General features: G+C 70.2%; 21 protein-coding genes. 1 reads left to right on the top strand and 20 read right to left on the bottom strand.

Going from position 1 to position 22,898, the window contains the following annotated elements:
• Positions 1-48: 48 nt before the first annotated feature.
• From carB to pyrR, 6 genes are all read right to left on the bottom strand, one after another.
• Entirely contained in the window at positions 49-3,357 is a 3,309-nt protein-coding gene (gene carB, locus ACIBVL_RS28210; protein WP_399101125.1) for a carbamoyl-phosphate synthase large subunit, read from the bottom strand.
• Positions 3,350-4,492, bottom strand: coding sequence for a glutamine-hydrolyzing carbamoyl-phosphate synthase small subunit (carA, locus tag ACIBVL_RS28205; protein ID WP_399101123.1), 1,143 nt, complete (start codon positions 4,490-4,492; stop codon positions 3,350-3,352). Before carA ends, carB begins: the two co-directional genes overlap by 8 nt.
• Positions 4,489-5,058 (bottom strand): hypothetical protein, encoded by a 570-nt coding sequence (locus ACIBVL_RS28200; protein ID WP_399101121.1) that lies wholly within the window; start codon positions 5,056-5,058, stop codon positions 4,489-4,491. Before ACIBVL_RS28200 ends, carA begins: the two co-directional genes overlap by 4 nt.
• Positions 5,055-6,341: a dihydroorotase gene (locus ACIBVL_RS28195; protein WP_399101119.1), complete on the bottom strand. Its 1,287-nt coding sequence runs from the start codon at positions 6,339-6,341 to the stop codon at positions 5,055-5,057. The genes ACIBVL_RS28200 and ACIBVL_RS28195 overlap by 4 nt, the downstream gene beginning before the upstream one ends.
• A gap of 6 nt (positions 6,342-6,347) precedes the next feature.
• Complete coding sequence (locus ACIBVL_RS28190; RefSeq protein WP_399101117.1) at positions 6,348-7,328, bottom strand: aspartate carbamoyltransferase catalytic subunit; 981 nt, start codon at positions 7,326-7,328, stop codon at positions 6,348-6,350.
• 87 nt (positions 7,329-7,415) lie between these two features.
• Complete coding sequence (gene pyrR, locus ACIBVL_RS28185; RefSeq protein ID WP_390662342.1) at positions 7,416-7,973, bottom strand: bifunctional pyr operon transcriptional regulator/uracil phosphoribosyltransferase PyrR; 558 nt, start codon at positions 7,971-7,973, stop codon at positions 7,416-7,418.
• Positions 7,974-8,227: 254 nt separating this feature from the next.
• Here pyrR and bldD point away from each other — a divergent pair, with 254 nt between their 5' ends.
• Positions 8,228-8,728 (top strand): transcriptional regulator BldD, encoded by a 501-nt coding sequence (bldD, locus tag ACIBVL_RS28180; protein WP_399101115.1) that lies wholly within the window; start codon positions 8,228-8,230, stop codon positions 8,726-8,728.
• A gap of 163 nt (positions 8,729-8,891) precedes the next feature.
• On the opposite strand, the gene nusB is transcribed toward bldD, so the two are convergent.
• The 14 genes from nusB to rpsD all read right to left on the bottom strand — a co-directional run bounded on the left by nusB (position 8,892) and on the right by rpsD (position 22,728).
• Complete coding sequence (gene nusB / locus ACIBVL_RS28175; RefSeq protein WP_399101113.1) at positions 8,892-9,326, bottom strand: transcription antitermination factor NusB; 435 nt, start codon at positions 9,324-9,326, stop codon at positions 8,892-8,894.
• A gap of 2 nt (positions 9,327-9,328) precedes the next feature.
• The gene (gene efp / locus ACIBVL_RS28170; protein WP_399101111.1) at positions 9,329-9,895 is read right to left on the bottom strand and encodes an elongation factor P; all 567 of its coding nucleotides are present in this window, start codon (positions 9,893-9,895) and stop codon (positions 9,329-9,331) included.
• Between the two features lie 53 nt (positions 9,896-9,948).
• Complete coding sequence (locus ACIBVL_RS28165) at positions 9,949-11,058, bottom strand: aminopeptidase P family protein (protein ID WP_399101109.1); 1,110 nt, start codon at positions 11,056-11,058, stop codon at positions 9,949-9,951.
• A gap of 129 nt (positions 11,059-11,187) precedes the next feature.
• Positions 11,188-12,069 carry a Pro-rich N-terminal domain-containing protein gene (locus ACIBVL_RS28160; RefSeq protein ID WP_399101106.1) on the bottom strand — a complete coding sequence of 294 codons (882 nt, stop codon included), beginning with the start codon at positions 12,067-12,069 and terminating at the stop codon, positions 11,188-11,190.
• A 190-nt stretch (positions 12,070-12,259) separates the two neighbouring features.
• Entirely contained in the window at positions 12,260-13,354 is a 1,095-nt protein-coding gene (gene aroB, locus ACIBVL_RS28155) for a 3-dehydroquinate synthase (protein ID WP_399101104.1), read from the bottom strand.
• Positions 13,351-13,866: a shikimate kinase gene (locus ACIBVL_RS28150; RefSeq protein WP_399101102.1), complete on the bottom strand. Its 516-nt coding sequence runs from the start codon at positions 13,864-13,866 to the stop codon at positions 13,351-13,353. The genes aroB and ACIBVL_RS28150 overlap by 4 nt, the downstream gene beginning before the upstream one ends.
• Positions 13,863-15,047, bottom strand: a complete 1,185-nt coding sequence (aroC, locus tag ACIBVL_RS28145; RefSeq protein WP_399101100.1) for a chorismate synthase — start codon at positions 15,045-15,047, stop codon at positions 13,863-13,865. The genes ACIBVL_RS28150 and aroC overlap by 4 nt, the downstream gene beginning before the upstream one ends.
• Positions 15,048-15,247: 200 nt before the next feature.
• Positions 15,248-16,120: a shikimate dehydrogenase gene (locus ACIBVL_RS28140; protein WP_399101098.1), complete on the bottom strand. Its 873-nt coding sequence runs from the start codon at positions 16,118-16,120 to the stop codon at positions 15,248-15,250.
• Entirely contained in the window at positions 16,101-17,861 is a 1,761-nt protein-coding gene (gene mltG / locus ACIBVL_RS28135; RefSeq protein ID WP_399101096.1) for an endolytic transglycosylase MltG, read from the bottom strand. The genes ACIBVL_RS28140 and mltG overlap by 20 nt, the downstream gene beginning before the upstream one ends.
• Before the next feature lie 124 nt (positions 17,862-17,985).
• Positions 17,986-18,450, bottom strand: a complete 465-nt coding sequence (ruvX, locus tag ACIBVL_RS28130) for a Holliday junction resolvase RuvX (RefSeq protein ID WP_399101094.1) — start codon at positions 18,448-18,450, stop codon at positions 17,986-17,988.
• An 8-nt stretch (positions 18,451-18,458) separates the two neighbouring features.
• Entirely contained in the window at positions 18,459-21,131 is a 2,673-nt protein-coding gene (gene alaS, locus ACIBVL_RS28125; RefSeq protein ID WP_399101092.1) for an alanine--tRNA ligase, read from the bottom strand.
• Positions 21,131-21,493, bottom strand: a complete 363-nt coding sequence (locus ACIBVL_RS28120; RefSeq protein ID WP_399101090.1) for a hypothetical protein — start codon at positions 21,491-21,493, stop codon at positions 21,131-21,133. The genes alaS and ACIBVL_RS28120 overlap by 1 nt, the downstream gene beginning before the upstream one ends.
• 9 nt (positions 21,494-21,502) lie before the next feature.
• Complete coding sequence (locus ACIBVL_RS28115; RefSeq protein WP_399101088.1) at positions 21,503-21,943, bottom strand: DUF948 domain-containing protein; 441 nt, start codon at positions 21,941-21,943, stop codon at positions 21,503-21,505.
• 170 nt (positions 21,944-22,113) lie between these two features.
• Complete coding sequence (gene rpsD, locus ACIBVL_RS28110; protein WP_015661793.1) at positions 22,114-22,728, bottom strand: 30S ribosomal protein S4; 615 nt, start codon at positions 22,726-22,728, stop codon at positions 22,114-22,116.
• Positions 22,729-22,898 lie beyond the last annotated feature (170 nt).

The raw sequence follows: 22,898 nt of genomic DNA, 5'->3' as shown, positions 1-22,898 counted from the left end.
TCCTCATACAGAGGGGGACACCGTTTCCGGTGTCCCCCTCGTCGGCTGCTAGTCGCGGGCCGCGGTCAGGTGTTGCGCGTGTTCCTGGAGCGAACGCACGCCCACGTCACCGTGGTTGAGGGCGTCGATGCCCTGGACGGCGGCGGCGAGTGCCTGGACCGTCGTCAGGCAGGGCACTGACCGCGCCACGGCCGCCGTACGGATCTCGTAGCCGTCGAGGCGGCCGCCGGTGCCGTACGGGGTGTTGACGATGAGGTCGACCTCTCCGTCGTGGATGAGCTGGACGATCGTCTTCTCGCCGTTCGGGCCGGTGCCCTCGAACTGCTTGCGCACCACCGTGGCCTTGATGCCGTTGCGCTTGAGGACCTCGGCGGTGCCGGAGGTGGCGAGCAGCTCGAAGCCGTGGGCGACCAGCTCGCGCGCGGGGAAGATCATCGAGCGCTTGTCGCGGTTGGCGACCGAGATGAAGGCGCGGCCCTTGGTGGGCAGCGGACCGTACGCGCCCGCCTGCGACTTGGCGTACGCCGTGCCGAAGACGGAGTCGATGCCCATGACCTCGCCGGTGGAGCGCATCTCCGGGCCGAGCACGGTGTCGACGCCGCGGCCGGAGGTGTCGCGGAAGCGGGTCCACGGCATCACGGCCTCCTTGACGGAGATCGGCGCGTCCAGCGGCAGCTCGCCGCCGTCCCCGGTCGCCGGGAGGAGCCCCTCGGCCCGCAGCTCGGCGATGGTCGCGCCCAGCGAGATCCGGGCGGCGGCCTTCGCCAGCGGCACCGCCGTCGCCTTCGAGGTGAAGGGGACCGTACGGGACGCGCGCGGGTTGGCCTCCAGCACGTAGAGGATGTCGCCAGCCATCGCGAACTGGATGTTGATCAGGCCCCGGACGCCCACACCGCGCGCGATGGCCTCCGTGGAGGCCCGCAGGCGCTTGATGTCGAAGCCGCCGAGCGTGATCGGGGGCAGGGCGCACGCCGAGTCGCCGGAGTGGATGCCGGCTTCCTCGATGTGCTCCATGACGCCCCCGAGGTACAGCTCCTCGCCGTCGTACAGGGCGTCCACGTCGATCTCGATCGCGTCGTCGAGGAAGCGGTCGACGAGGACCGGCCGGGTGGGGCTGATCTCGGTCGACTCGGCGATGTAGGACGACAGACGGGTCTCGTCGTAGACGATCTCCATGCCGCGGCCGCCCAGGACGTAGGAGGGCCGGACCAGGACCGGGTAGCCGATCTCGTCGGCGATGGCCTTGGCCTCCGCGAAGGTGGTGGCCGTGCCGTGCTTCGGGGCCGGGAGACCGGCCTCGGCGAGCACGCGCCCGAAGGCGCCCCGGTCCTCGGCCGCGTGGATGGCCTCGGGGGAGGTGCCGACGATCGGCACGCCGTTGTCCTTGAGCGCCTGCGCCAGGCCCAGCGGGGTCTGGCCGCCGAGCTGGACGACGACACCGGCGATCGGGCCGGCCTGCGCCTCCGCGTGCACGATCTCCAGCACGTCCTCCAGCGTCAGCGGCTCGAAGTACAGGCGGTCGGAGGTGTCGTAGTCGGTGGAGACGGTCTCCGGGTTGCAGTTGACCATCACGGTCTCGTACCCGGCGTCGGACAGCGCGAAGGAGGCGTGGACGCAGGAGTAGTCGAACTCGATGCCCTGGCCGATGCGGTTCGGGCCGGAGCCCAGGATGATCACCGCGGGCTTCTCCCGCGGCGCGACCTCGCTCTCCTCGTCGTAGGAGGAGTAGAAGTACGGGGTCTTCGCGGCGAACTCGGCGGCGCAGGTGTCCACCGTCTTGTAGACCGGGCGGACGCCGAGGGCGTGCCGGACCTCGCGGACGACGTCCTCGCGCAGGCCGCGGATCTCGGCGATCTGCTGGTCGGAGAAGCCGTGCCGCTTGGCCTCGGCCAGCAGTTCGGTGTCCAGCCGGTCGGCGGCGGCCAGCTCGTCCGCGATCTCCTTGATGAGGAAGAGCTGGTCGACGAACCAGGGGTCGATCTTCGTGTACTCGAAGACCTCCTCGGGCGTGGCGCCCGCGCGGACGGCCTGCATGACGGTGTTGATCCGGCCGTCGGTGGGCCGGACGGCCTCGCGCAGCAGCTCGTCCTTGTCGCCGGGCTCGCCGACGAAGGTGAACTGGCTGCCCTTCCTCTCCAGGGAGCGCAGCGCCTTCTGGAAGGCCTCGGTGAAGTTGCGGCCGATCGCCATGGCCTCGCCCACCGACTTCATGGTGGTCGTGAGGGTGGAGTCGGCGCTCGGGAACTTCTCGAAGGCGAACCGCGGGGCCTTCACGACCACGTAGTCCAGCGTGGGCTCGAAGGAGGCCGGGGTCTCCTGCGTGATGTCGTTCGGGATCTCGTCGAGGGTGTAGCCGACGGCGAGCTTGGCCGCGATCTTGGCGATCGGGAAGCCCGTCGCCTTGGAGGCGAGGGCCGACGACCGCGACACACGCGGGTTCATCTCGATGACGATCACGCGACCGTCCTCGGGGTTCACCGCGAACTGGATGTTGCAGCCACCGGTGTCGACGCCGACCTCGCGGATCACGGCGATGCCGATGTCACGCAGGATCTGGTACTCGCGGTCGGTCAGCGTCATCGCGGGCGCGACGGTGATCGAGTCGCCGGTGTGCACGCCCATCGGGTCGAAGTTCTCGATGGAGCAGACGACCACGACGTTGTCGTGCTTGTCGCGCATCAGCTCCAGCTCGTACTCCTTCCAGCCGAGGATGGACTCCTCCAGGAGCACCTCGGTGGTCGGCGAGAGGGTGAGGCCCTGGCCCGCGATGCGGCGCAGCTCCTCCTCGTCGTGGGCGAAGCCGGAGCCGGCGCCGCCCATGGTGAAGGAGGGACGGACGACGACCGGGTAGCCGCCGAGCGTGTCCACGCCCGCGAGGACCTCGTCCATGGTGTGGCAGATCACGGACCGGGCGGACTCTCCGTGCCCGATCTTGCGGCGGACCTCCTCCACGACCTCCTTGAACTGGTCGCGGTCCTCGCCCTTGTGGATGGCCTCCACATTGGCGCCGATCAGCTCGACGCCGTACTTGTCCAGGACGCCGTTCTCGTGCAGCGAGATCGCCGTGTTGAGGGCCGTCTGGCCGCCCAGGGTGGGCAGCAGCGCGTCGGGACGCTCCTTGGCGATGATCTTCTCGACGAACTCGGGGGTGATCGGCTCGACGTAGGTGGCGTCGGCGATCTCCGGGTCGGTCATGATCGTCGCCGGGTTGGAGTTGACCAGGACGACGCGCAGCCCTTCGGCTCGCAGGATGCGGCAGGCCTGGGTCCCGGAGTAGTCGAACTCGGCGGCCTGGCCGATGACGATCGGGCCGGAGCCGATGACCAGGACGGACTGGATATCGGTGCGCTTAGGCACGCTGGCCCTCCATCAGGGATACGAAGCGGTCGAACAGGTAGGCGGCGTCGTGTGGGCCCGCTGCCGCTTCGGGGTGGTACTGGACGGAGAAGGCCGGCTGGTCGAGCAGCTGCAGCCCCTCCACGACGTCGTCGTTCAGGCAGACGTGGGAGACCTCGGCGCGGCCGAACCTGGTCTCGCTGACCTTGTCGAGCGGCGCGTCCACGGCGAAGCCGTGGTTGTGCGCGGTGACCTCGACCTTGCCGGTCGTACGGTCCTGGACCGGCTGGTTGATGCCCCGGTGGCCGTACTTCAGCTTGTAGGTGCCGAAGCCGAGGGCGCGGCCGAGGATCTGGTTGCCGAAGCAGATGCCGAAGAGCGGCGTCCTGCGCTCCAGCACCTCGGTCATCAGCGCGACCGGGCCGTCGGCGGTGGCCGGGTCGCCCGGGCCGTTGGAGAAGAACACGCCGTCGGGGTTCACGGCGTACACGTCCTGAGCCGAGGCCGTCGCCGGGAGCACGTGCACCTCGATGCCGCGCTCGGCCATGCGGTGCGGGGTCATGCCCTTGATGCCGAGGTCGATGGCGGCGACGGTGAACCTCTTCTCGCCGACCGCCGGGACGACGTAGGCCTCCTGGGTGGCGACCTCCTCGTAGAGGCTGGCGCCCTTCATGTGCGGCTGGGACTGCACGCGCGCGAGGAGCTCGTTCTCGGCGGCGATCGCCTCGCCGGAGAAGATGCCGGCCCGCATGGAGCCGCGCTCGCGCAGGTGGCGGGTGAGGGCGCGGGTGTCGATGCCGGAGATGCCGACGATGTTCTGCTTGACCAGCTCGTCGTCCAGCGACCGCTTGGCGCGCCAGTTGGACGGCACGCGCGCGGGGTCCCGTACGACGTAGCCGGACACCCAGATGCGGCTCGACTCGTCGTCCTCGTCGTTCCAGCCGGTGTTGCCGATCTGCGGGGCGGTCGCGACGACGATCTGGCGGTCGTACGACGGGTCGGTGAGGGTCTCCTGGTAGCCGGTCATGCCGGTGGAGAACACCGCTTCGCCGAAGGTCTCCCCCACGGCCCCGTAGGCACGGCCGCGGAAGATCCGGCCGTCCTCCAGGACGAGTACGGCGGGAGCCTTGGTGGCTCCCCTGGTGGAGGTCGTCATCGTGCGCCTTCCGTCGTGCTGTTCTTGATCATGGAGTTGATGGCGTCGACCCACTCGGTGTGCTCGGCCGCGTGGTCGGAGCGGAAGCCGGAGTCGATCAGCTTGTCGCCGTGCTGCCAGGTCACCACGAGCAGTCCGCCCTCGGTGAGGACCTTGCCGGCGATGCCCTTGCCGAGCAGGGCCTCGCGCAGCGCGCCCGCGGGGATGAAGAAGTCGGTCGCGCCGGGGCGTACGACGTCCAGTCCCGCGTCCGTCAGGGTGAGCTCGACCAGGCTGCGGGTGCCCAGGCCGTGCGCCACGATGCGGTCGAGCCACTGCCCGGCGGTGGTGGAGCCGTGGTAGCGGCCGCTCATCGTCAGTCTCGCCGCACCCGGCTCGGAAGGCGCGGTGGGCAGCTCGGGGATGTCGCCCTGGAGCGTGCCCCGCCACTTCCAGCCCTCGCGCATCAGCCAGTAGACGAGCGCGACGAACAGTCCGAGGCCGACCACCCAGCCGATCCGCGCGGCCCAGTCGGTCACTTCGGCCGATTCCTTCTCGGCCGCGAGCAGTAGTGCTGCAGATGTCACGTGAGCTTCCCGTCGACGAGCGTGGCCTTGCCCCGGAGCCACGTGTGCGTCACACGGCCCGGCAGCTCACGCCCCTCGTACGGGGTGTTGCGGCTGCGCGAGGCGAAGCCCGCGGGGTCCACGGACCCACGGTATTCCGTGTCGACGAGCGTGAGGTTGGCGGGCTCACCTGCCGAGACGGGACGCCCGTGCCCCTTGGCCCGCCCGATCCTGGCCGGCGTGAAGGACATGCGCTCGGCGACCCCCGCCCAGTCCAGCAGGCCCGTCTCCACCATCGTCTCCTGGACCACCGACAACGCGGTCTCCAGGCCGACCATGCCCATGGCCGCCGCGGCCCACTCGCAGTCCTTGTCCTCGTGGGGATGCGGCGCGTGGTCGGTGGCGACGATGTCGATCGTGCCGTCGGCGAGCGCCTCGCGCAGGGCGCGCACGTCACGCTCGGTGCGCAGCGGGGGGTTCACCTTGTAGACCGGGTTGTACGTCCGGACCAGCTCGTCGGTGAGCAGCAGGTGGTGCGGGGTGACCTCGGCGGTGACGTCGATGCCGCGGGACTTGGCCCAGCGCACGATCTCGACCGACCCCGCGGTCGAGAGGTGGCAGATGTGCACCCGAGAGCCCACGTGCTCGGCGAGCAGGACGTCCCGGGCGATGATCGATTCTTCGGCCACCGCCGGCCAGCCCCCGAGACCCAGCTGGGCGGAGACGATGCCCTCGTTCATCTGGGCGCCCTCGGTCAGCCGCGGCTCCTGCGCGTGCTGGGCGACGACCCCGCCGAAGGCCTTCACGTACTCCAGGGCGCGCCGCATGATCACGGCGTCGTCGACGCACTTGCCGTCGTCGGAGAAGACGGTGACACCGGCCGCCGACTCGTGCATGGCCCCGAGCTCGGCGAGCTTCCTGCCCTCCAGGCCGACCGTGACGGCGCCGATCGGCTGCACGTCGCAGTAGCCGTGCTCCTGGCCGAGCCGGTAGACCTGCTCGACGACACCGGCGGTGTCGGCGACCGGGAAGGTGTTGGCCATGGCGAACACGGCCGTGTAGCCACCGCTCGCGGCGGCCCGCGTACCCGTCAGGACCGTCTCGGAGTCCTCGCGGCCGGGCTCCCGCAGATGGGTGTGCAGGTCGACCAGTCCCGGCAGCAGCACCTTGCCGGCCGCCTCCACGACCTCGGCGCCCTCGTCCGGGAGTCCGGTCCCCACGGCCTCGATGACCGAGCCGTCGATCAGGACGTCCTGCGGCTCGCCGCCGAGCACCTTCGCACCACGGATCAGGATCTTGCTCATGGGTTGTTACTTCTCCTCGGTGGTACGGGCGTGGCTGACGGCGGGCTCGTTGCCGCCCAACAGCAGATAGAGAACGGCCATCCGGATGGACACGCCGTTGGCGACCTGCTCGACGACGGTGCAGCGGTCGGAGTCGGCGACCTCGGCGGTGATCTCCATGCCGCGGACCATCGGGCCGGGGTGCATCACGATGGCGTGCTCGGGCATCTTCGCCATGCGGTCGCCGTCGAGGCCGTAGCGCCGCGAGTACTCACGCTCGGTCGGGAAGAACGCGGCGTTCATCCGCTCGCGCTGCACGCGCAGCATCATCACCGCGTCGGACTTGGGCAGGGTGCTGTCGAGGTCGTACGACACCTCGCAGGGCCAGGTCTCGATGCCGACCGGCACCAGGGTGGGCGGGGCGACCAGGGTGACCTCGGCGCCGAGGGTGTGCAGCAGGTCGACGTTGGAGCGGGCCACCCGGCTGTGCAGGACGTCGCCGACGATGGTGATGCGCTTGCCGGAGAGGTCCTGCCCGATGCCGGCGTCCCGGCCGACCAGGCGGCGGCGCATGGTGAAGGCGTCGAGCAGCGCCTGGGTGGGGTGCTGGTGGGTGCCGTCGCCGGCGTTGACGACGGCCGCGTCGATCCAGCCCGAGTTCGCGAGGCGGTAGGGGGCTCCGGAGGCGCCGTGCCGAATGACTACGGCGTCGACGCCCATGGCCTCCAGCGTCTGGGCGGTGTCCTTGAGGGACTCGCCCTTGGACACGCTCGATCCCTTGGCCGAGAAGTTGATGACGTCCGCCGAGAGGCGCTTCTCGGCGGCCTCGAAGGAGATACGGGTGCGCGTGGAGTCCTCGAAGAAGAGGTTGACGATCGTGCGGCCGCGCAGGGTCGGCAGTTTCTTGATGGGCCGGTCGGCGACCCGGGCCATCTCCTCGGCGGTGTCGAGGATCAGGACGGCGTCGTCGCGGGTGAGGTCGGCGGCCGAGATGAGATGACGCTGCATCTGTCAGGCTCCGTAAGGCAGTTCACGTATATAGGGGAGAATCCGGGCAGGCGGGGGCGCGCCGGATCGGCGGCCGGGATCCGTCTGCTACTGGGTCTGCTTCACACCGAGCAGCACGGTGTCCCGACCGTCCTCCTCGGCGAGCTGGACCTTGACCGTCTCCCGCAACGACGTGGGGAGGTTCTTGCCGACGTAGTCGGCGCGGATGGGCAGTTCGCGGTGGCCGCGGTCGACGAGGACCGCGAGCTGGACCGCGCGGGGGCGCCCGATGTCGTTCAGGGCGTCGAGGGCGGCGCGGATGGTACGGCCGGAGAAGAGCACGTCGTCGACGAGGACGACCAGCTTGCCGTCGAGGCCGTCACCGGGGATCTCGGTGCGGGCCAGCGCACGCGGCGGGTGCATGCGCAGGTCGTCGCGGTACATGGTGATGTCGAGGGAGCCGACCGGGATCTTGCGGTCGGTGATCTGCTCGAGCTTGGCGGCCAGCCGCTGGGCGAGGAAGACGCCCCGGGTCGGAATGCCGAGGAGCACCACGTCGTCGGCGCCCTTGGCGCGCTCGACGATCTCGTGGGCGATGCGGGTCAGTACCCGCGCGATGTCGGGGCCTTCGAGAACGGGCCGCGCATCGGACGCTTGAGTGTCCATACGAAAAGGACCTCCTTCTCCGCCTCACGGGACGGACCTTAAAGGACGTCGGGTTTGCGCCATCCACCGTAGCAGCCCCCGGAGACGACCCCGATCACCCCCTTGGCGGTACCGGCCATCGATACCACGGAAGAGTCGGTGTGGACCATTCGGCTTGACGCAGAAGAATCACGCTGCGTAACCTCACAATGAGTTACCAGCCGCGCGGCCGGGAACCAAAGTCCAGTCGCGTCGACCCAGTGCCGGGGAGCTATATGTCCAGCGAATACGCCAAACAGCTCGGGGCCAAGCTCCGGGCGATCCGCACCCAGCAGGGCCTTTCCCTCCACGGTGTCGAGGAGAAGTCCCAGGGACGCTGGAAGGCGGTCGTGGTCGGTTCGTACGAGCGCGGCGACCGCGCCGTGACCGTGCAGCGCCTTGCCGAGCTGGCGGACTTCTACGGCGTCCCCGTCCAGGAGCTGCTGCCGGGCACCACCCCGGGCGGGGCGGCCGAGCCCCCGCCGAAGCTGGTCCTGGACCTGGAGCGACTGGCCCATGTGCCGGTCGAGAAGGCCGGCCCCCTGCAACGCTACGCGGCGACGATCCAGTCCCAGCGCGGTGACTACAACGGCAAGGTGCTGTCGATCCGCCAGGACGACCTGCGCACGCTCTCCGTCATCTACGACCAGTCGCCCTCGGTCCTCACCGAGCAGCTGATCAGCTGGGGCGTGCTGGACGCGGACGCGCGTCGCGCGGTCTCCCACGAGGAGAGCTGAGCCGCTCTGCGGCTCAGCAGAAACGTACCCTCGGGCTGGCCGGAACCGAGTGGTTCCCGCCACCCCTGGGGCCTTCTAGGGGCGTACCGGGCGCCGGGGGCACGGACATGCCGGAGGGCCCGCAGCAGTGATGCTGCGGGCCCTCCGGCGTTTGTCGTACCGCCTATGCCTCGTCCCGGCGCAAGGACGGCTTGAGGTCCTTCAGCCGGGCGAGCAGGCCGTTGACGAACGACGGCGAGTCGTCCGTGGAGAACTCCTTCGCCAGCTGCACCATCTCGTCGATGACGACGGCGTCCGGGATCTCGTCGGCCCAGATCAGCTCGTAGGCGCCGAGCCGGAGGATGTTGCGGTCGACGACCGGCATCCGGTCGAGCGTCCAGCCGACGGAGTACTGGGAGATCAGCTCGTCGATGCGCTTCGTGTGCTCTGCGTAGCCCTCGACCAGCTGCATCGTGTACTCGCTCACCGGCGGCTGCCGGGTGTCGGCCCGGGAAAGCCGGATCCAGTCCGCGAGGACCGTCAGGACGTCGGCTCCGCGCTGGTCGCCCTCGAAGAGGATCTGGAAGGCGCGCTTGCGGGCCGTGTTGCGGGCAGCCACGGTTAGCTGTTCACCCGGCCGAGGTAGTCGCTGGTGCGGGTGTCGACCTTGATCTTCTCACCGGTGGTGATGAAGAGCGGGACCTGGATCTCGTGACCCGTCTCCAGCGTCGCGGGCTTGGTGCCGCCGGTGGAGCGGTCGCCCTGGACGCCCGGGTCGGTGTGCTGGATGGTCAGCTCGACGGCGGCGGGGAGCTCGACGAAGAGCACCTCGCCCTCGTGCTGCGCGACGGTGGCGGTGAAGCCCTCGATCAGGAAGTTCGCGGCGTCGCCGACGGCCTTCCGGTCGATGTGCAGCTGGTCGTAGGTCTCCATGTCCATGAAGACGAAGTAGTCGCCGTCCATGTACGAGAACTGCATGTCGCGCTTGTCGACAGTGGCCGTCTCGACCTTGACGCCGGCGTTGAAGGTCTTGTCGACGACCTTGCCGGAGAGCACGTTCTTGAGCTTGGTGCGCACGAAGGCCGGGCCCTTGCCGGGCTTGACGTGCTGGAACTCGACGACGGACCAGAGCTGGCCGCCTTCGAGCTTGAGCACCATGCCGTTCTTGAGGTCGTTCGTGGAAGCCACGGTTGCGGAATCTCCTGGACTGACGTGGACGACCCCGGGGGCGCGCACCTTGCCTAGAGTGCGAGCAGTTCCTTGGTCGTGATGGTGAGTAGCTCGGGTCCGCCGTCCGCCTCGGGGCGTACGACGAGCGTGTCATCGATCCGGACACCGCCCCGGCCCGGGAGGTGGACCCCCGGTTCGACGGTGACCGGCACGCAAGCGTCCAGTTTACCCATGGCCGCGGGAGCCAACTGCGGGTCCTCGTCGAATTCGAGTCCGACCCCGTGCCCTGTCAGCGCCGGAAGGCTCTGTGCGTACCCCGCCGAGTCGAGGATCTGGCGTGCCGCGCGGTCCACATCACGGCAGGCGGCGCCGGGTGCCAGGGACTCGCGTCCGGCGCGCTGGGCGGCGAAGACGAGGTCGTACAGCTCGATCTGCCAGTCGGCGGGAGACGTCCCGATGACGAAGGTGCGGCCGATCTCGCAGCGGTAGCCGCGGTAGGTCGCGCCGAGACAGACGGAGAGGAAGTCGCCCTCCTCGACCCTCCGGTCGGTGGGCCGGTGTCCGCGTCGGCCGGAGTTCGGGCCGGTGGCGACGGAGGTGGGGAAGGCGGGGCCGTCGGCTCCGTGGTCGACGAGCCGCCGTTCCAGTTCGAGGGCGAGGTGGCGTTCGGTGCGGCCGACGAGGATGGACTCCAGCAGCTCACCGAGGGCCTGGTCGGCGATCTCGGCGCCGATGCGGAGGCAGGAGATCTCTTCCTCGTCCTTCACCACGCGGAGCTGTTCCACCGCGCCGCCGAGGCCCGTGAGGCGAAGTCGTGGGGCGACCGAGCGCAGTTCCCGGTGGCGGGCGACGGTGAGGTGGTGTTCCTCCACGGCGAGGCAGTCGCCGCCCTGGGCCGTGAGGAGGCCCGCCGCGGCCACCGCGGGGTCGCCTCCGGCGTGGGGCAGGGTGTGCATGCGGAGGGTCTCGTCCGGGCGGCCGGCCTCGGCGGGGCGGTCGTCGGGCGGGCCCGTGCAGACGAGGACGTCCTCGCGCCTGCCCAGCAGGAGGACGGCACCCTCGGGCGCAGCGCCCGCGAGGTACCTCACATTCGCGGGGCGGGAGATGAGCGCGGCTGCGCCGCCGCTCGAGCTACAGCGGTCCCTCAGTCGCGCGCGGCGAGTCCCGTACACCTCTGACATAAGTCGAGCGTAGGAGCGGTGGGCGGATTGTGCCGGTTGGGAGGGGCCGGTGGGGTTGTCCGCCGGGTGCGGGCCGACGGGGGCTGCTCGCGCGGGTCCCCACACCCCTGAGATCCGCGGTCACCCCCGTCACCACTTCGGGGGACTCGCTATCGCCCGGGCCAGCACCTCGTCCAGGACCCTTGCCGTCGTCGGGACGTCCATCTGGGAGTTGTCGATGATGGGGAGGCCCGAGCCGTACCAGCCGGCCATGCGGCCGTGGATGCGGGCCACCTCCTCGTCGGTGAGTCGGCGGTTGCCCGAGCGTTCCGCGTTGCGTTCCAGGACGACCTCCAGACCGGGCAGGAGGACGACCGGGAGGAGACCGGGGCCCACGTGGCGTTTCCAGCCGCCGAGGCCGACGACCGGGCGGTCGGGGAAGATCGCGTCGTCGAGGATGCAGGAGATGCCGTTGGCGAGGAAGTTGCGCGCGGCGAAGCCGCAGGTGCGGCGGGCCAGGCGGTACTGGGCCTCGGAGTGGTCGTTCCAGCCGCGCTGTGGGTCGGCGAAGCCCGAGCGGACCCATTCGCGTACGTCGTCGAGGCTGACGTGGGCGGTGGGGACCCGGCGGTGAGATGCCCAGAACTTGGCGACGCTGGTCTTGCCGGCGCCCGCGGGGCCGATGAGCAGCACGGCGAGGGTGGTGGTCGCGGAATCCGGGGCGGTCGCGGCGGGCGGTGCGCTGGGCATGGCGACGGGGCCGCCGGGAGGCAGCGGGACGTGGCCGGTGACGTCGGTGCCCGGCGGGACGGGGGCGTGCTGCGGCGCCGGTGGGGTGGGAGGCTGCGGGGCCGATGGCGGCGGCACCGGGGGGATGGGGGGCTGCGGGGCCGGTGGCACCGGGCCCGAGGGAGCCCCGAGGTATCCCGGCTGGTGCGGGCCCGGGTGGTGGGCGGCCGACGACCAGTCGGCGGCCGGACCGTGCCCCGGCTGGTGGGGCGGCGGCAGCGGAGAACCCACTGCGTGCTGCATCCGGTGCCACTCCGTCTCGTACAGGCAATGGGCGCTGGCGGTCGGGGGTTGATCCCTTTCCTTCGCTACTGAACGGTACCGCCCCCGGCCGTCGTTTGGTGAACGGCCGGGGGCGGTCCCAAGTGCCCGCTGTGGAAAGTGAATCGGGCGGAAGGGGACCTGGTGGACTTACTCACCCGTTCGCGTGCTCCTACTGTCCGACTTCGCCGTACGCGGCGAGGAGCACCGCCGGGTCGGGTCCCTCCAGGACGGTCGGCTTGGCGAGACCGTCCAGGACGATGAAGCGCAGCAGGTCGCCCCGCGACTTCTTGTCGACCTTCATGGTCTCCAGCAGCTTGGGCCACTGGTCGTAGCGGTAGTGCAGCGGCAGCCCGACGGATTCGAGGACGGTGCGGTGACGGTCGGCCGTCGCGTCGTCCAGGCGACCCGCGAGGCGGCCCAGTTCGGCGGCGAAGTGCATCCCCACCGACACGGCCGCGCCGTGCCGCCACTTGTAGCGCTCGTTCTTCTCGATGGCGTGCGCGAGGGTGTGGCCGTAGTTGAGGATCTCCCGCAGCCCCGACTCCTTCAGGTCGGACGAGACCACGTCCGCCTTGACCTTGATGGAGCGCTCGATCAGTTCGGCCGTGTGCGGGCCGGCCGGGGTGCGGGCGGCCTCGGGGTCGGACTCGATGAGGTCGAGGATCGCCGGGTCGGCGATGAAACCGGCCTTGATGATCTCCGCGAGTCCGGAGACGTAGTCGTTGACCGGGAGGGAGTCCAGCGCGGCCAGATCGCACAGGACGCCCGCCGGCGGGTGGAAGGCGCCGACGAGGTTCTTGCCCTCGGCGGTGTTGATGCCGGTCTTGCCGCCCACGGCCGCGTCCACCATGGCGAGCACGGTCGTCGGTACGGCGACCCAGCGCACCCCGCGCAACCAGGTGGCGGCCACGAATCCGGCGAGGTCCGTGGTGGCGCCGCCGCCGACGCCGACCACCACGTCGGTGCGCGTGAAACCGGACTGGCCGAGCGCCTTCCAGCAGTACGCGGCGACCTCGGCGGTCTTGGCCTCCTCGGCGTTGGGCACCTGGATGGCGACGGACTCGTAGCCCTGCGCGGCCAGGTCGGCACGGAGCGCCTCACCGGTCTCGGCGAGCGCCTCGGGGTGGATCACGGCGACGCGCTTGGCCCTGGGACCGATCAGCCCGGCGAGTTCGCCGAGCAGCCGACGGCCCACCAGGACCTCGTAGGGCTCGGAACCCGCGCTGCCGCCGACCCGGATCCGGGTCACAGACTCACTGCTCATGCTTCCTTCAACTCCAGGGCGTCCAGGGCGGCTTGGGTGACGTCCTCGGGCGTGCGGCCGTCGGTCGGCACGACGGCCGTGGCGACACCCTCGTACAGGCTTCGGCGGGCCTCCATCAGCTCGCGCCACTGCTTGCGCGGGTTGACCGCGAGCAGTGGGCGGGCCGCGTTGAGGCCGGTGCGTTTGACGGCCTCCTCGACGTCCATCGACAGGTAGACCACCTGCTGGTCCGCCAGCAGGCCGCGGGTGTCCGCGTCGAGGATGGAGCCGCCGCCGAGCGCCAGGACGCCGTCGTGTTCGGCGAGCGCCGTGTGCACGGCGAGCTTCTCGATCGCGCGGAAGGTCTGCTCGCCCTCGTCGACGAAGATCTCCGCGATGCTGCGGCCCTGCTCGGCGACGATGTCGTCGTCCGTGTCCCGGTAACCGACGCCGAGCCGGTCGGCCAGCAGCCGCCCGACGGTGGACTTGCCGACGCCCATCGGGCCGACCAGGACGACCAGGGGCCCGCTCATCGGATGTGCAGGTTGTCGAGGTACGAGCGGACGTTGCGGCGGGTCTCGGTGACGCTGTCGCCGCCGAACTTCTCCGCGACCGCGTCGGCGAGCACCAGCGCGACCATCGCCTCGGCGACGATCCCGGCCGCCGGCACCGCGCACACGTCGGAGCGCTGGTGGTGCGCCTGGGTGGCCTCGCCCGTGGTGACGTCGACGGTCTGCAGGGCCCGCGGCACGGTCGCGATCGGCTTCATCGCGGCGCGTACGCGCAGCAGCTCACCGGTGGTCAGACCGCCCTCGGTGCCGCCGGAACGGCCGGTGGAGCGCCTGATGCCGTCGGGCGTGGTGACGATCTCGTCGTGCGCCTGGGAACCCGGCACGCGCGCGAGGCCGAAGCCGTCGCCGACCTCGACGCCCTTGATCGCCTGGATGCCCATGAGGGCGGCGGCGAGCCGGGCGTCCAGCCGGCGGTCCCAGTGCACGTGCGAGCCCAGACCGACCGGGACGTCGTACGCCAGCACCTCGACGATCCCGCCGAGGGTGTCGCCGTCCTTGTGGGCCTGGTCGATCTCCGCGACCATCGCCTTCGACGCGTCCGCGTCCAGGCAGCGCACCGGATCGGCGTCCAGCCTCTCGACGTCGGCGGGGGTCGGGTGGACGCCGTAGGGCGCCTTGGCGGCGGCCAGCTCGACGACGTGGGAGACGATCTCGATCCCGGCCGTCTCCTTCAGGTACGACCGGGCCACGGCGCCGAGGGCGACGCGGGCGGCGGTCTCCCGGGCGGAGGCGCGCTCCAGGATCGGCCGGGCCTCGTCGAAGCCGTACTTCTGCATGCCGGCCAGGTCGGCGTGGCCGGGGCGGGGCCGGGTCAGCGGGGCGTTGCGGGCGAGGCCGGCGAGGATCTCCGGGTCGACCGGGTCGGCCGCCATGACCTGCTCCCACTTCGGCCACTCGGTGTTGCCCACCATGACCGCCACCGGGGAGCCGAGCGTGAGTCCGTGCCGGACGCCGCCGAGGAAGGTGACCTCGTCGCGCTCGAACTTCATCCGCGCGCCGCGTCCATAGCCGAGCCGCCGCCGCGCGAGATGGTCGGCCACCATCTCCGTGGTGATCGGCACGCCGGCGGGAAGGCCCTCCAGCGTCGCGACAAGTGCGGGACCGTGGGACTCCCCCGCGGTCAGCCAACGCAGCCTGCTCAACGATGCTCCTCAGTGCTCGCGCCCTGGTACTGCCCTACGCGCGTCCTCGCGTACGTCGTCGGCCCGGCCGGGTGCGCGGCTCCGGCCAGCCACCTCGATCCTCCCACGTCCGCGGGGCGGACCGGCGGCACGGTCCATTAGACGGACGAAAGGAGGAACAGACGGACGAAGGAGCAGGGCTTACGACGAAGGGGAAGGGCTCACAGCGTGTTCCCGCTCCGGTGCTGGGGGTCCGGTCGGGAGGCGAGCGCGTGTTCGCCCGCCTTGCGCATGGCCTCCAGGGGTGCCGGGGCGAGGCCGGTCATCTGCTCCACCTGCAGGACCGCCTGGTGGACGAGCAGGTCGAGCCCGCTGACGACGGCGCCGCCGAACATGGACCAGCGGGCGGCGAGCTCGGTCGGCCAGGGGTCGTAGAGCACGTCGAAGAGGGTGGCGGGCCGCTCCGGCACCGAGGTGGCCAGGGCGTCCGTGGTCCCGGCCGGAGTGGTAGCGACGACGAGCGGGAAGCGCAGGGCGTCGGCGGCATCGGTCCAGTCGGCGATCCGGACGCCGACGTCCAGGCGCTCGCTCCACCGCCGCATCTCGGCGGCCCGGGCCTGACTGCGGACATAGGCCACGATCTCGCCGGTGCAGACCCTGGCCAGGGCGGCCAGCGCCGAGGACGCGGTGGCGCCGGCGCCGAGGATCGCGGCCGAGTCGACCTGTTCGACTCCGTGCTCGCGCAGGGCGGCGACCATGCCGGGGATGTCGGTGTTGTCGCCGAGGCGGCGGCCGTCCTCGGTGAACACCAGGGTGTTGACCGCGTCGACGGAGGCCGCCGTCTCGCTGATCTCGTCGAGCAACGGGATGACCGCGCGCTTGAGCGGCATGGTCAGCGACAGCCCGGCCCACTCCCGGCCCAGCCCCGCGACGAAGCCGGGCAGGGCCTCCTCGTCGACGTCGAAGCGGTCGTACGTCCAGTCGGTGAGCTCCAGCGCCTCGTACGCGGCGCGGTGGAGCACCGGGGAGAGGGAGTGGGTGATGGGGCTGCCGAGTACGGCGGCTCGGCGGGCGTCAGTTGCCCGTGCTTGCATTGAACTTGTCCCTGAGCTTCAAGAATTCCTTGTGCGTCTTGGCGAACTCGGTCTTGCTCACCCCGTCGGTCGCCACGAAGTAGTACCAGCCGTCGTCGGTCGGATTCAGCGTCGCCTTGAGCGCGACCTCCCCCGGGTTTCCGATCGGTCCGGGCGGGAGGCCCTTGTTGGTGTAGGTGTTGTACGGGTCCTTGTTGCTGGTGATCTCCGACTCGCTGATATTGATCTTGCTCTCGCTCTTCAGGTAATTGAAGGTCGAGTCGAACTGCAGGAAGCCGTAGGTCTCGGGGTTCGCGCGATCGAGGCGGTTGTAGACCACCTCCGCCATCTTGCGGTAGTCGTCCACCGTCTTGCCCTCGGCCTGGACGAGGCTCGCGACGGTGACGACCTGCAGGGGGTCGTCCAGATTGAGCGCCTCGGCCTTGCCCGCCAGGTCGTACGACGCGTACTTCTTCGCGGCCGCGGCCACCATGCCCTTGAGGACCGTCTCGGGCTTCATGCCCTTGGCCGCGGGATAGGTGCCCGGGAAGAGGAAGCCTTCCAGTGGGTCCTTGATCTCGCTGTTGTTGTTCGCCCAGCTGGGCAACCCGAGGCTCTTGTAGTCCTTCTCGGCGATCTTCTTGGTGGTTCCGGAGGAAAGGCCGAGTTTCTCGTCGATGACCGTGTAGATCTGTACATTGCGCTGGCCGGGCTTGACCATCACGTTGGCCTGGCTGTCCCCGTCGAGCATCATCGCGACGGCGCTCTTCGCGGACATCTCCTTCTTCAGGATGTACGCGCCGGCCTGGATCTTGTCACCATCGGGATTGTTCGTGGCCGCGGACACGAAGGCGTCGACGCTCTTGACCACGCCGGCCTCCTTCAGCAGCCGGCCGATCTGCGCGCCGCCCGCACCCTCGGGAATCTGGACGCTCACGGTCTGGCTCGTGCCATTGCCCGAGTAGTCCGGGGCCGCGCCGTAACGATTCTTGTAGAAGTGGTAGCCGAAGTAACCGGCGCCGCCGATCCCCCCGGCGAACACCAGCACGACGACCAGGCAGGCGCAGCCGTTGCGGCTCTTCTTCTTGCCCTTGGCGGTCTTGCCGCCCTTGCCGCCGCGACCCCGACGGCCCCCGCGGCCTTCGGGATCGTCGTCGTCCTCGTCGTCCTCGTCCCCGCCGCCCGCGAAGAAGGCGTGCTCGCCCTGGTCGGGCCCGGGGTCCCAGTCGGGTTTCGGCTCGGCCTCCGGCTCGGGTTCCGGCTCCGGATCGGACTCCGGGTGCCGCCGGGCGGGCGGTTCCGGCGGCGGATACGCGTCCGGGGTGCCGTAGAAGTCGGGCTGCTCGGCGCCGTACGCGGCGGCCTGCTGGCCATAGGGGTCGCCGGGATCGGCGGCGTACGGGACGTGGGCGTGGGTGCCGGTACCGTCCCAGCCACCCTCCTGGTACCCCTCGTGATAGGGCTGCGGGTACTGCTGCTGGCCGTGGGGCTGCTGGTACTGCTGCGGGTCGTAGGGCTGCTGGGGGTACTGCTGCTCGGGGTACTGCTGCTGGCCGTACTGGTGCTGGTCGTACTGCTGCGCCTGTCCGTCGGCCCAGTACTGCTGCTGCGGCTGCTGCGGGTAGTGGTGGTGCTGCGGCTGGCCGCCGTGGGCAGGCTGATGACCCGTTTGTGCCTGCTGCCCGTCCCATCCGCCGTCCCCGTACAACGGGTCCTCCGGATGCCACGGTTCGGAGCCTGGGCCCCGGCCATACTCAGTCATCGATCCCCTAGAGCCGCGAGGCGGCGATCACGCGGCCTTCGCGGGGCCGTCACCGTTCCGCCTCTCTCTGTGCGGTGGCTGTTCGAACACCGCCGCATCGACGCGGAACGTTACCGTATCGCGATCAGATGACCACTTCGACGCCCTCGCCCGGTGCTTTACCTGACACCCGTTCGGATTCGAGGGCCTGTTGAAGGATGATCACAGCGGCCGCCTGGTCGATCACCGACCGGCCCTTTTTGGACTTCACGCCTGAGGCGCGCAGTCCCTGACTGGCCGTCACCGTCGTCATCCGCTCGTCCACCAGCCGGACGGACACGGGCGCGATGCCCTTCGCGAGCTCCTGGGCGAAGCCTCGAACCTTTACCGCGGCCGGGCCCTCGCCCCCCTTGAGGGAGCGAGGGAGACCGACGACGACCTCGATCGGCTCGTACTCCTCGACCAGTTGCCGCAGCCGGCGGTGAGCCGCCGGGAGATCCCTGCCGGGGACCGTCTCCACCGGGGTGGCGAGGATCCCGTCGGGGTCGCACGAGGCGACCCCGATCCGGGCGTCCCCGACGTCGATCGCGAGTCGACGGCCCCTTCGCATGGCTGGACTCACTTGGCCGTTTCCGCCACGAGCCGCTCGACGGCCTCGACGGCCTCGCCGACGGCGGCCGGGTTCTGGCCACCGCCCTGGGCTACGTCCGGCTTGCCGCCCCCGCCGCCGCCGAGGGTCTTGGCGGCCGTACGGACCAGGTCGCCGGCCTTGAGACCGCGCTCGCGGGCGGCCTCGTTGGTGGCGATGACCGTCAGCGGCTTGCCGTTGTTGACCGTGAACAGGGCCACCACGGCGGCCCGTCCGCCCTGGATCCGGCCGCGCACGTCGAGCACCAGCCTGCGCAGGTCGTCGGGGGTCGTACCGTCCGGGACCCGACCGGTGACGACGGCGATGCCGCGGACGTCCCTGGCGGACTCGGCGAGACCGGCGGCGGCCTGGAGGACCTTCTCGGCGCGGAACTTCTCGATCTCCTTCTCGGCGTCCTTGAGCTTGCCGAGCATGGCGGAGATCTTCTCCGGGAGCTCCTCCGGACGGCCCTTGACCAGCTCCTGGAGCTGGGCGACCACCGTGTGCTCACGGGCGAGGAAGTTGTAGGCGTCGACGCCGACGAGCGCCTCGATACGGCGCACACCCGAGCCGATCGACGACTCGCCGAGCAGCTTCACCAGGCCCAGCTGGGCGGTGTTGTGCACATGGGTGCCGCCGCACAGCTCCTTGGAGAAGTCACCGATGGTCACCACGCGGACGCGCTCGCCGTACTTCTCGCCGAACTCGGCGATGGCGCCCTGCTTCTTGGCCTCGTCGATGCCCATGATGTCGGCGCGCACGTCGAGGTCGCGGGCGAGCACCTCGTTGATCTTCTGCTCGACGTCGGTCATCACGGCCGTGGGAACGGCGGACGGCGAGCCGAAGTCGAAGCGGAAGCGGCCGGGCTGGTTCTCGGAACCGGCCTGCGCGGCCGTCGGGCCGAGGGCGTCGCGCAGAGCCTGGTGGGTGAGGTGGGTGGCCGAGTGGGCGCGGGCGATGGCCTTGCGGCGACGGGAGTCGATCGTGGCCTGGACGAGGTCGCCGACGGTCACCTCGCCGACCTGGACGACGCCCTTGTGGACGTAGACGCCCGGGACCGGCTTCTGGGTGTCGCGGATCTCGACGACGGCGCCGGAGGCCACCTTGAGCCGGCCGGTGTCGCCGATCTGGCCGCCGCCCTCGGCGTAGAACGGCGTGCGGTCGAGGACGATCTCGACCTCGTCGCCCTCGGAGGCGGCCGGGGAGGAGACGCCATCGACGAGGATGCCGACGACCGTGGACTCGCCCTCGGTGTCCGCGTAGCCAATGAACTCGGTCTCGCCGGACTTGTCGGCGATCTCACGGTAGGCGCCGACACCGGCGTGGCCGGTCTTCTTGGCCTGGGCGTCGGCCTTGGCGCGCTCCCGCTGTTCCTTCATCAGGCGGCGGAAGCCGTCCTCGTCCACGGACAGCCCCTGCTCGGCGGCCATCTCGAGGGTGAGGTCGATCGGGAAGCCCCAGGTGTCGTGGAGCAGGAACGCCTTGTCGCCGGGCAGCACGGAGGAGCCGGAGGCCTTGGTCTCGGTGACGGCACCGTCCAGGACGTTCGTACCGGCGTTGAGGGTCTTGAGGAAGCGGGCCTCCTCGGCGAGGGCGACGTTCTCGATGCGCTCGCGATCGGTGACCAGCTCCGGGTACTGCTGGCCCATCATCCCGATGACGGTGTCGATGAGGTCCTTGACGACCGGGCCGGTGGCGCCGAGGAGGCGCATGTTGCGGATGGCGCGGCGCATGATGCGGCGCAGCACGTAACCGCGGCCCTCGTTGCCGGGGGTCACGCCGTCGCCGATGAGCATCACCGACGTCCGCATGTGGTCGGTGACCACGCGCAGGGAGACGTCGGAGTCGTGGGCGTCGCCGTAGGCCACGCCGGTCAACTCGGTGGCCTTCTCGATGACCGCCATGGAGGTGTCGATCTCGTACATGTTCTGCACGCCCTGCAGAATCATGGCGAGGCGCTCCAGGCCGAGGCCGGTGTCGATGTTCTTGCTCGGGAGCTCGCCGAGGATCTCGAAGTTGTCCTTGCCGATGCCCTCGCCACGCTCGTACTGCATGAAGACGAGGTTCCAGATCTCCACGTACCGCTCGTCGTTGACGGCCGGGCCGCCCTCGACGCCGAACTCGGGGCCGCGGTCGTAGTTGATCTCGGAGCAGGGACCACAGGGGCCGGGGACGCCCATGGACCAGTAGTTGTCCTTCATGCCGAGGCGCTGGATGCGCTCCTTCGGCACCCCGACCACTTCGTGCCAGATGCGCTCGGCCTCGTCGTCGTCCTGGTAGACGGTGATCCACAGGCGCTCCGGCTCCAGGCCGTAACCACCCTTGTCCTGGGGCGTGGTGAGCAGCTCCCAGGCGTACTTGATGGCGCCTTCCTTGAAGTAGTCGCCGAAGGAGAAGTTGCCGCACATCTGGAAGAACGTGCCGTGGCGGGTGGTCTTGCCGACCTCTTCGATGTCGGGCGTGCGCACGCACTTCTGCACGCTGGTGGCGCGCGACCACGGCGGCTTGACCTCACCGAGGAAGTACGGCTTGAAGGGGACCATGCCGGCGGGGACGAGGAGCAGAGTCGGGTCGTCCGCGATGAGCGACGCCGAAGGGACGACGGTGTGCCCGCGCTCCTCGTAGAAGCTCAGCCAACGGCGGCGAATCTCGGCCGACTCCATCAGTGGTCCTCATTCCGGTTGTACGAGTACGTCGTGTTCTCGATGTACTTCGGGTTGGTGCGGTGCTGCGGGTTGGTGGGGTTCTCGAGGGCGGCGAACCGCCGGGGCGCGGGAAGTTCGGGGTCCTCGTGGACGCCGAGCGCGTCCTGGAGTTCGGCCTCCCGCTGGGCCATGTTGTCGCGGACGTCGAGCGCGAAGCCCACCGCGCGGTCCTTGAGGCGCGCTCCCGTCTCGAGTGCCTTGTTGGCCGCGGTCGCGGCGAGGCTCTCGGGGGTCAGCTGCCTCAGCTTGCGATTGACCTTGGTGGTGGCCCACACACCGGCGGCGACGCCGGTGGTGAACCAGAACGTACGGCGGAACATGGCTGGCTCTCAGTCCCTCTTTCCACGGGCGTTCCACTTCTCCCGCCGGGAGACCGTCCGGCCCACGATCACGGTACGCCGGGGCTTGCCGGCGGGCGCGTCCTCCTTGCGACCGCCGAGGGCCCGGCGTACGCCGTACCCGAAGGCGGCGACCTTGACCAGGGGGCCGCCGAAGGTGGAGGCGACGGTCGTCGAGAGCGCGGAGGCGTTCGACGTGACCTCCTGGACGTCGGAGGCGATCGCGTCGACCCGGTCGATCTGGGTCTGCGCGGAGCGCACCGCCGCGGAGGCGTCGGCCAGCAGCGGGACGGCCTGGTCGGTCACGTCCGCGACCAGCTTGGTGGTCGCCCTGAGCGTCTGGGCCAGCCTCGCCAGCGCGACGGCGAGGAAGGAGACCAGGATCGCCCAGAAGACGGCCACCAGGATCCCGGCCACCTCACCACCGGACACCGTGCACCTGCTTCCCGCTCTTCGGCGAAATCGATTGGGTTCCGAGCCTATCGCGCCGACACCGCGGTTCCGCACCGGATTAGGGGTGCGCGAAGGCCCGCCGTCCCGCCTGCCCGGAGGGGCAGGGGAGCGACGGGCCTGGGCGCAGGTGTCCTACGGCCGCTGAAGGATCAACGGGCGTAGTACTCGACGACGAGCTGCTCGTCGCAGATCACCGGGATCTCCTTGCGGTTCGGCTCGCGGTCCAGGCGGAACGCCAGGGCCTTGAGGTTCACCTGGAGGTAGCGCGGGGTCTCGCCCTCGGGGGCGAAGCCGCCCTCACGGGCGATGGAGAAGAGGGTCTTCTCGCGGCTGCGCTCGCGGACCATCACGACGTCGTCGGGACGGACGCGGAACGACGGCTTGTCGACCTTCTGGCCGTTGACCTCGATGTGGCCGTGCACGACCATCTGACGGGCCTGGTAGATGGTGCGGGCGATGCCCGAACGCAGGACCAGGGCGTCGAGGCGGCGCTCGAGCTCGATGATCAGGGCCTCACCGGTCTTGCCCTGGACCTTGGAGGCACGCTCGTAGGCGCGGACGAGCTGGCGCTCGGACACGTCGTACTGCGCGCGCAGACGCTGCTTCTCGAGCAGACGGACCTTGTAGTCCGAGTTCTGCTTGCGGCCACGGCCGTGCTCACCCGGCGGGTAGGGGCGGGCCTCGAAGTACTTGACGGCCTTCGGGGTGAGCGCGATGCCGAGGGCACGCGACTTCTTGACCTTGGGGCGGGACTGGTTCGCCACTGTCCTAATCTCGTTTCTTCGTTTCGGCTTGTCAGGGTGGAGAGAGGTCGCATCCGCAGCCGGGGAATCCCGCCCTGTCCCCGTCCTTGCGGACTGCGGACCGGGTGGGCAGCCGCTCCCCTGGTCTGGGCACATACGTGCAGCACGCGAGTGGCCCACCGACCGGTCCC

This window comes from Streptomyces sp. NPDC049687, from assembly GCF_044465285.1.
In the GTDB taxonomy this organism is placed as follows: Bacteria; Actinomycetota; Actinomycetes; order Streptomycetales; family Streptomycetaceae; genus Streptomyces.
The sequence above is the reverse complement of the archived record's forward strand: the minus strand, read 5'-3'. Positions and strand labels throughout refer to the sequence as shown.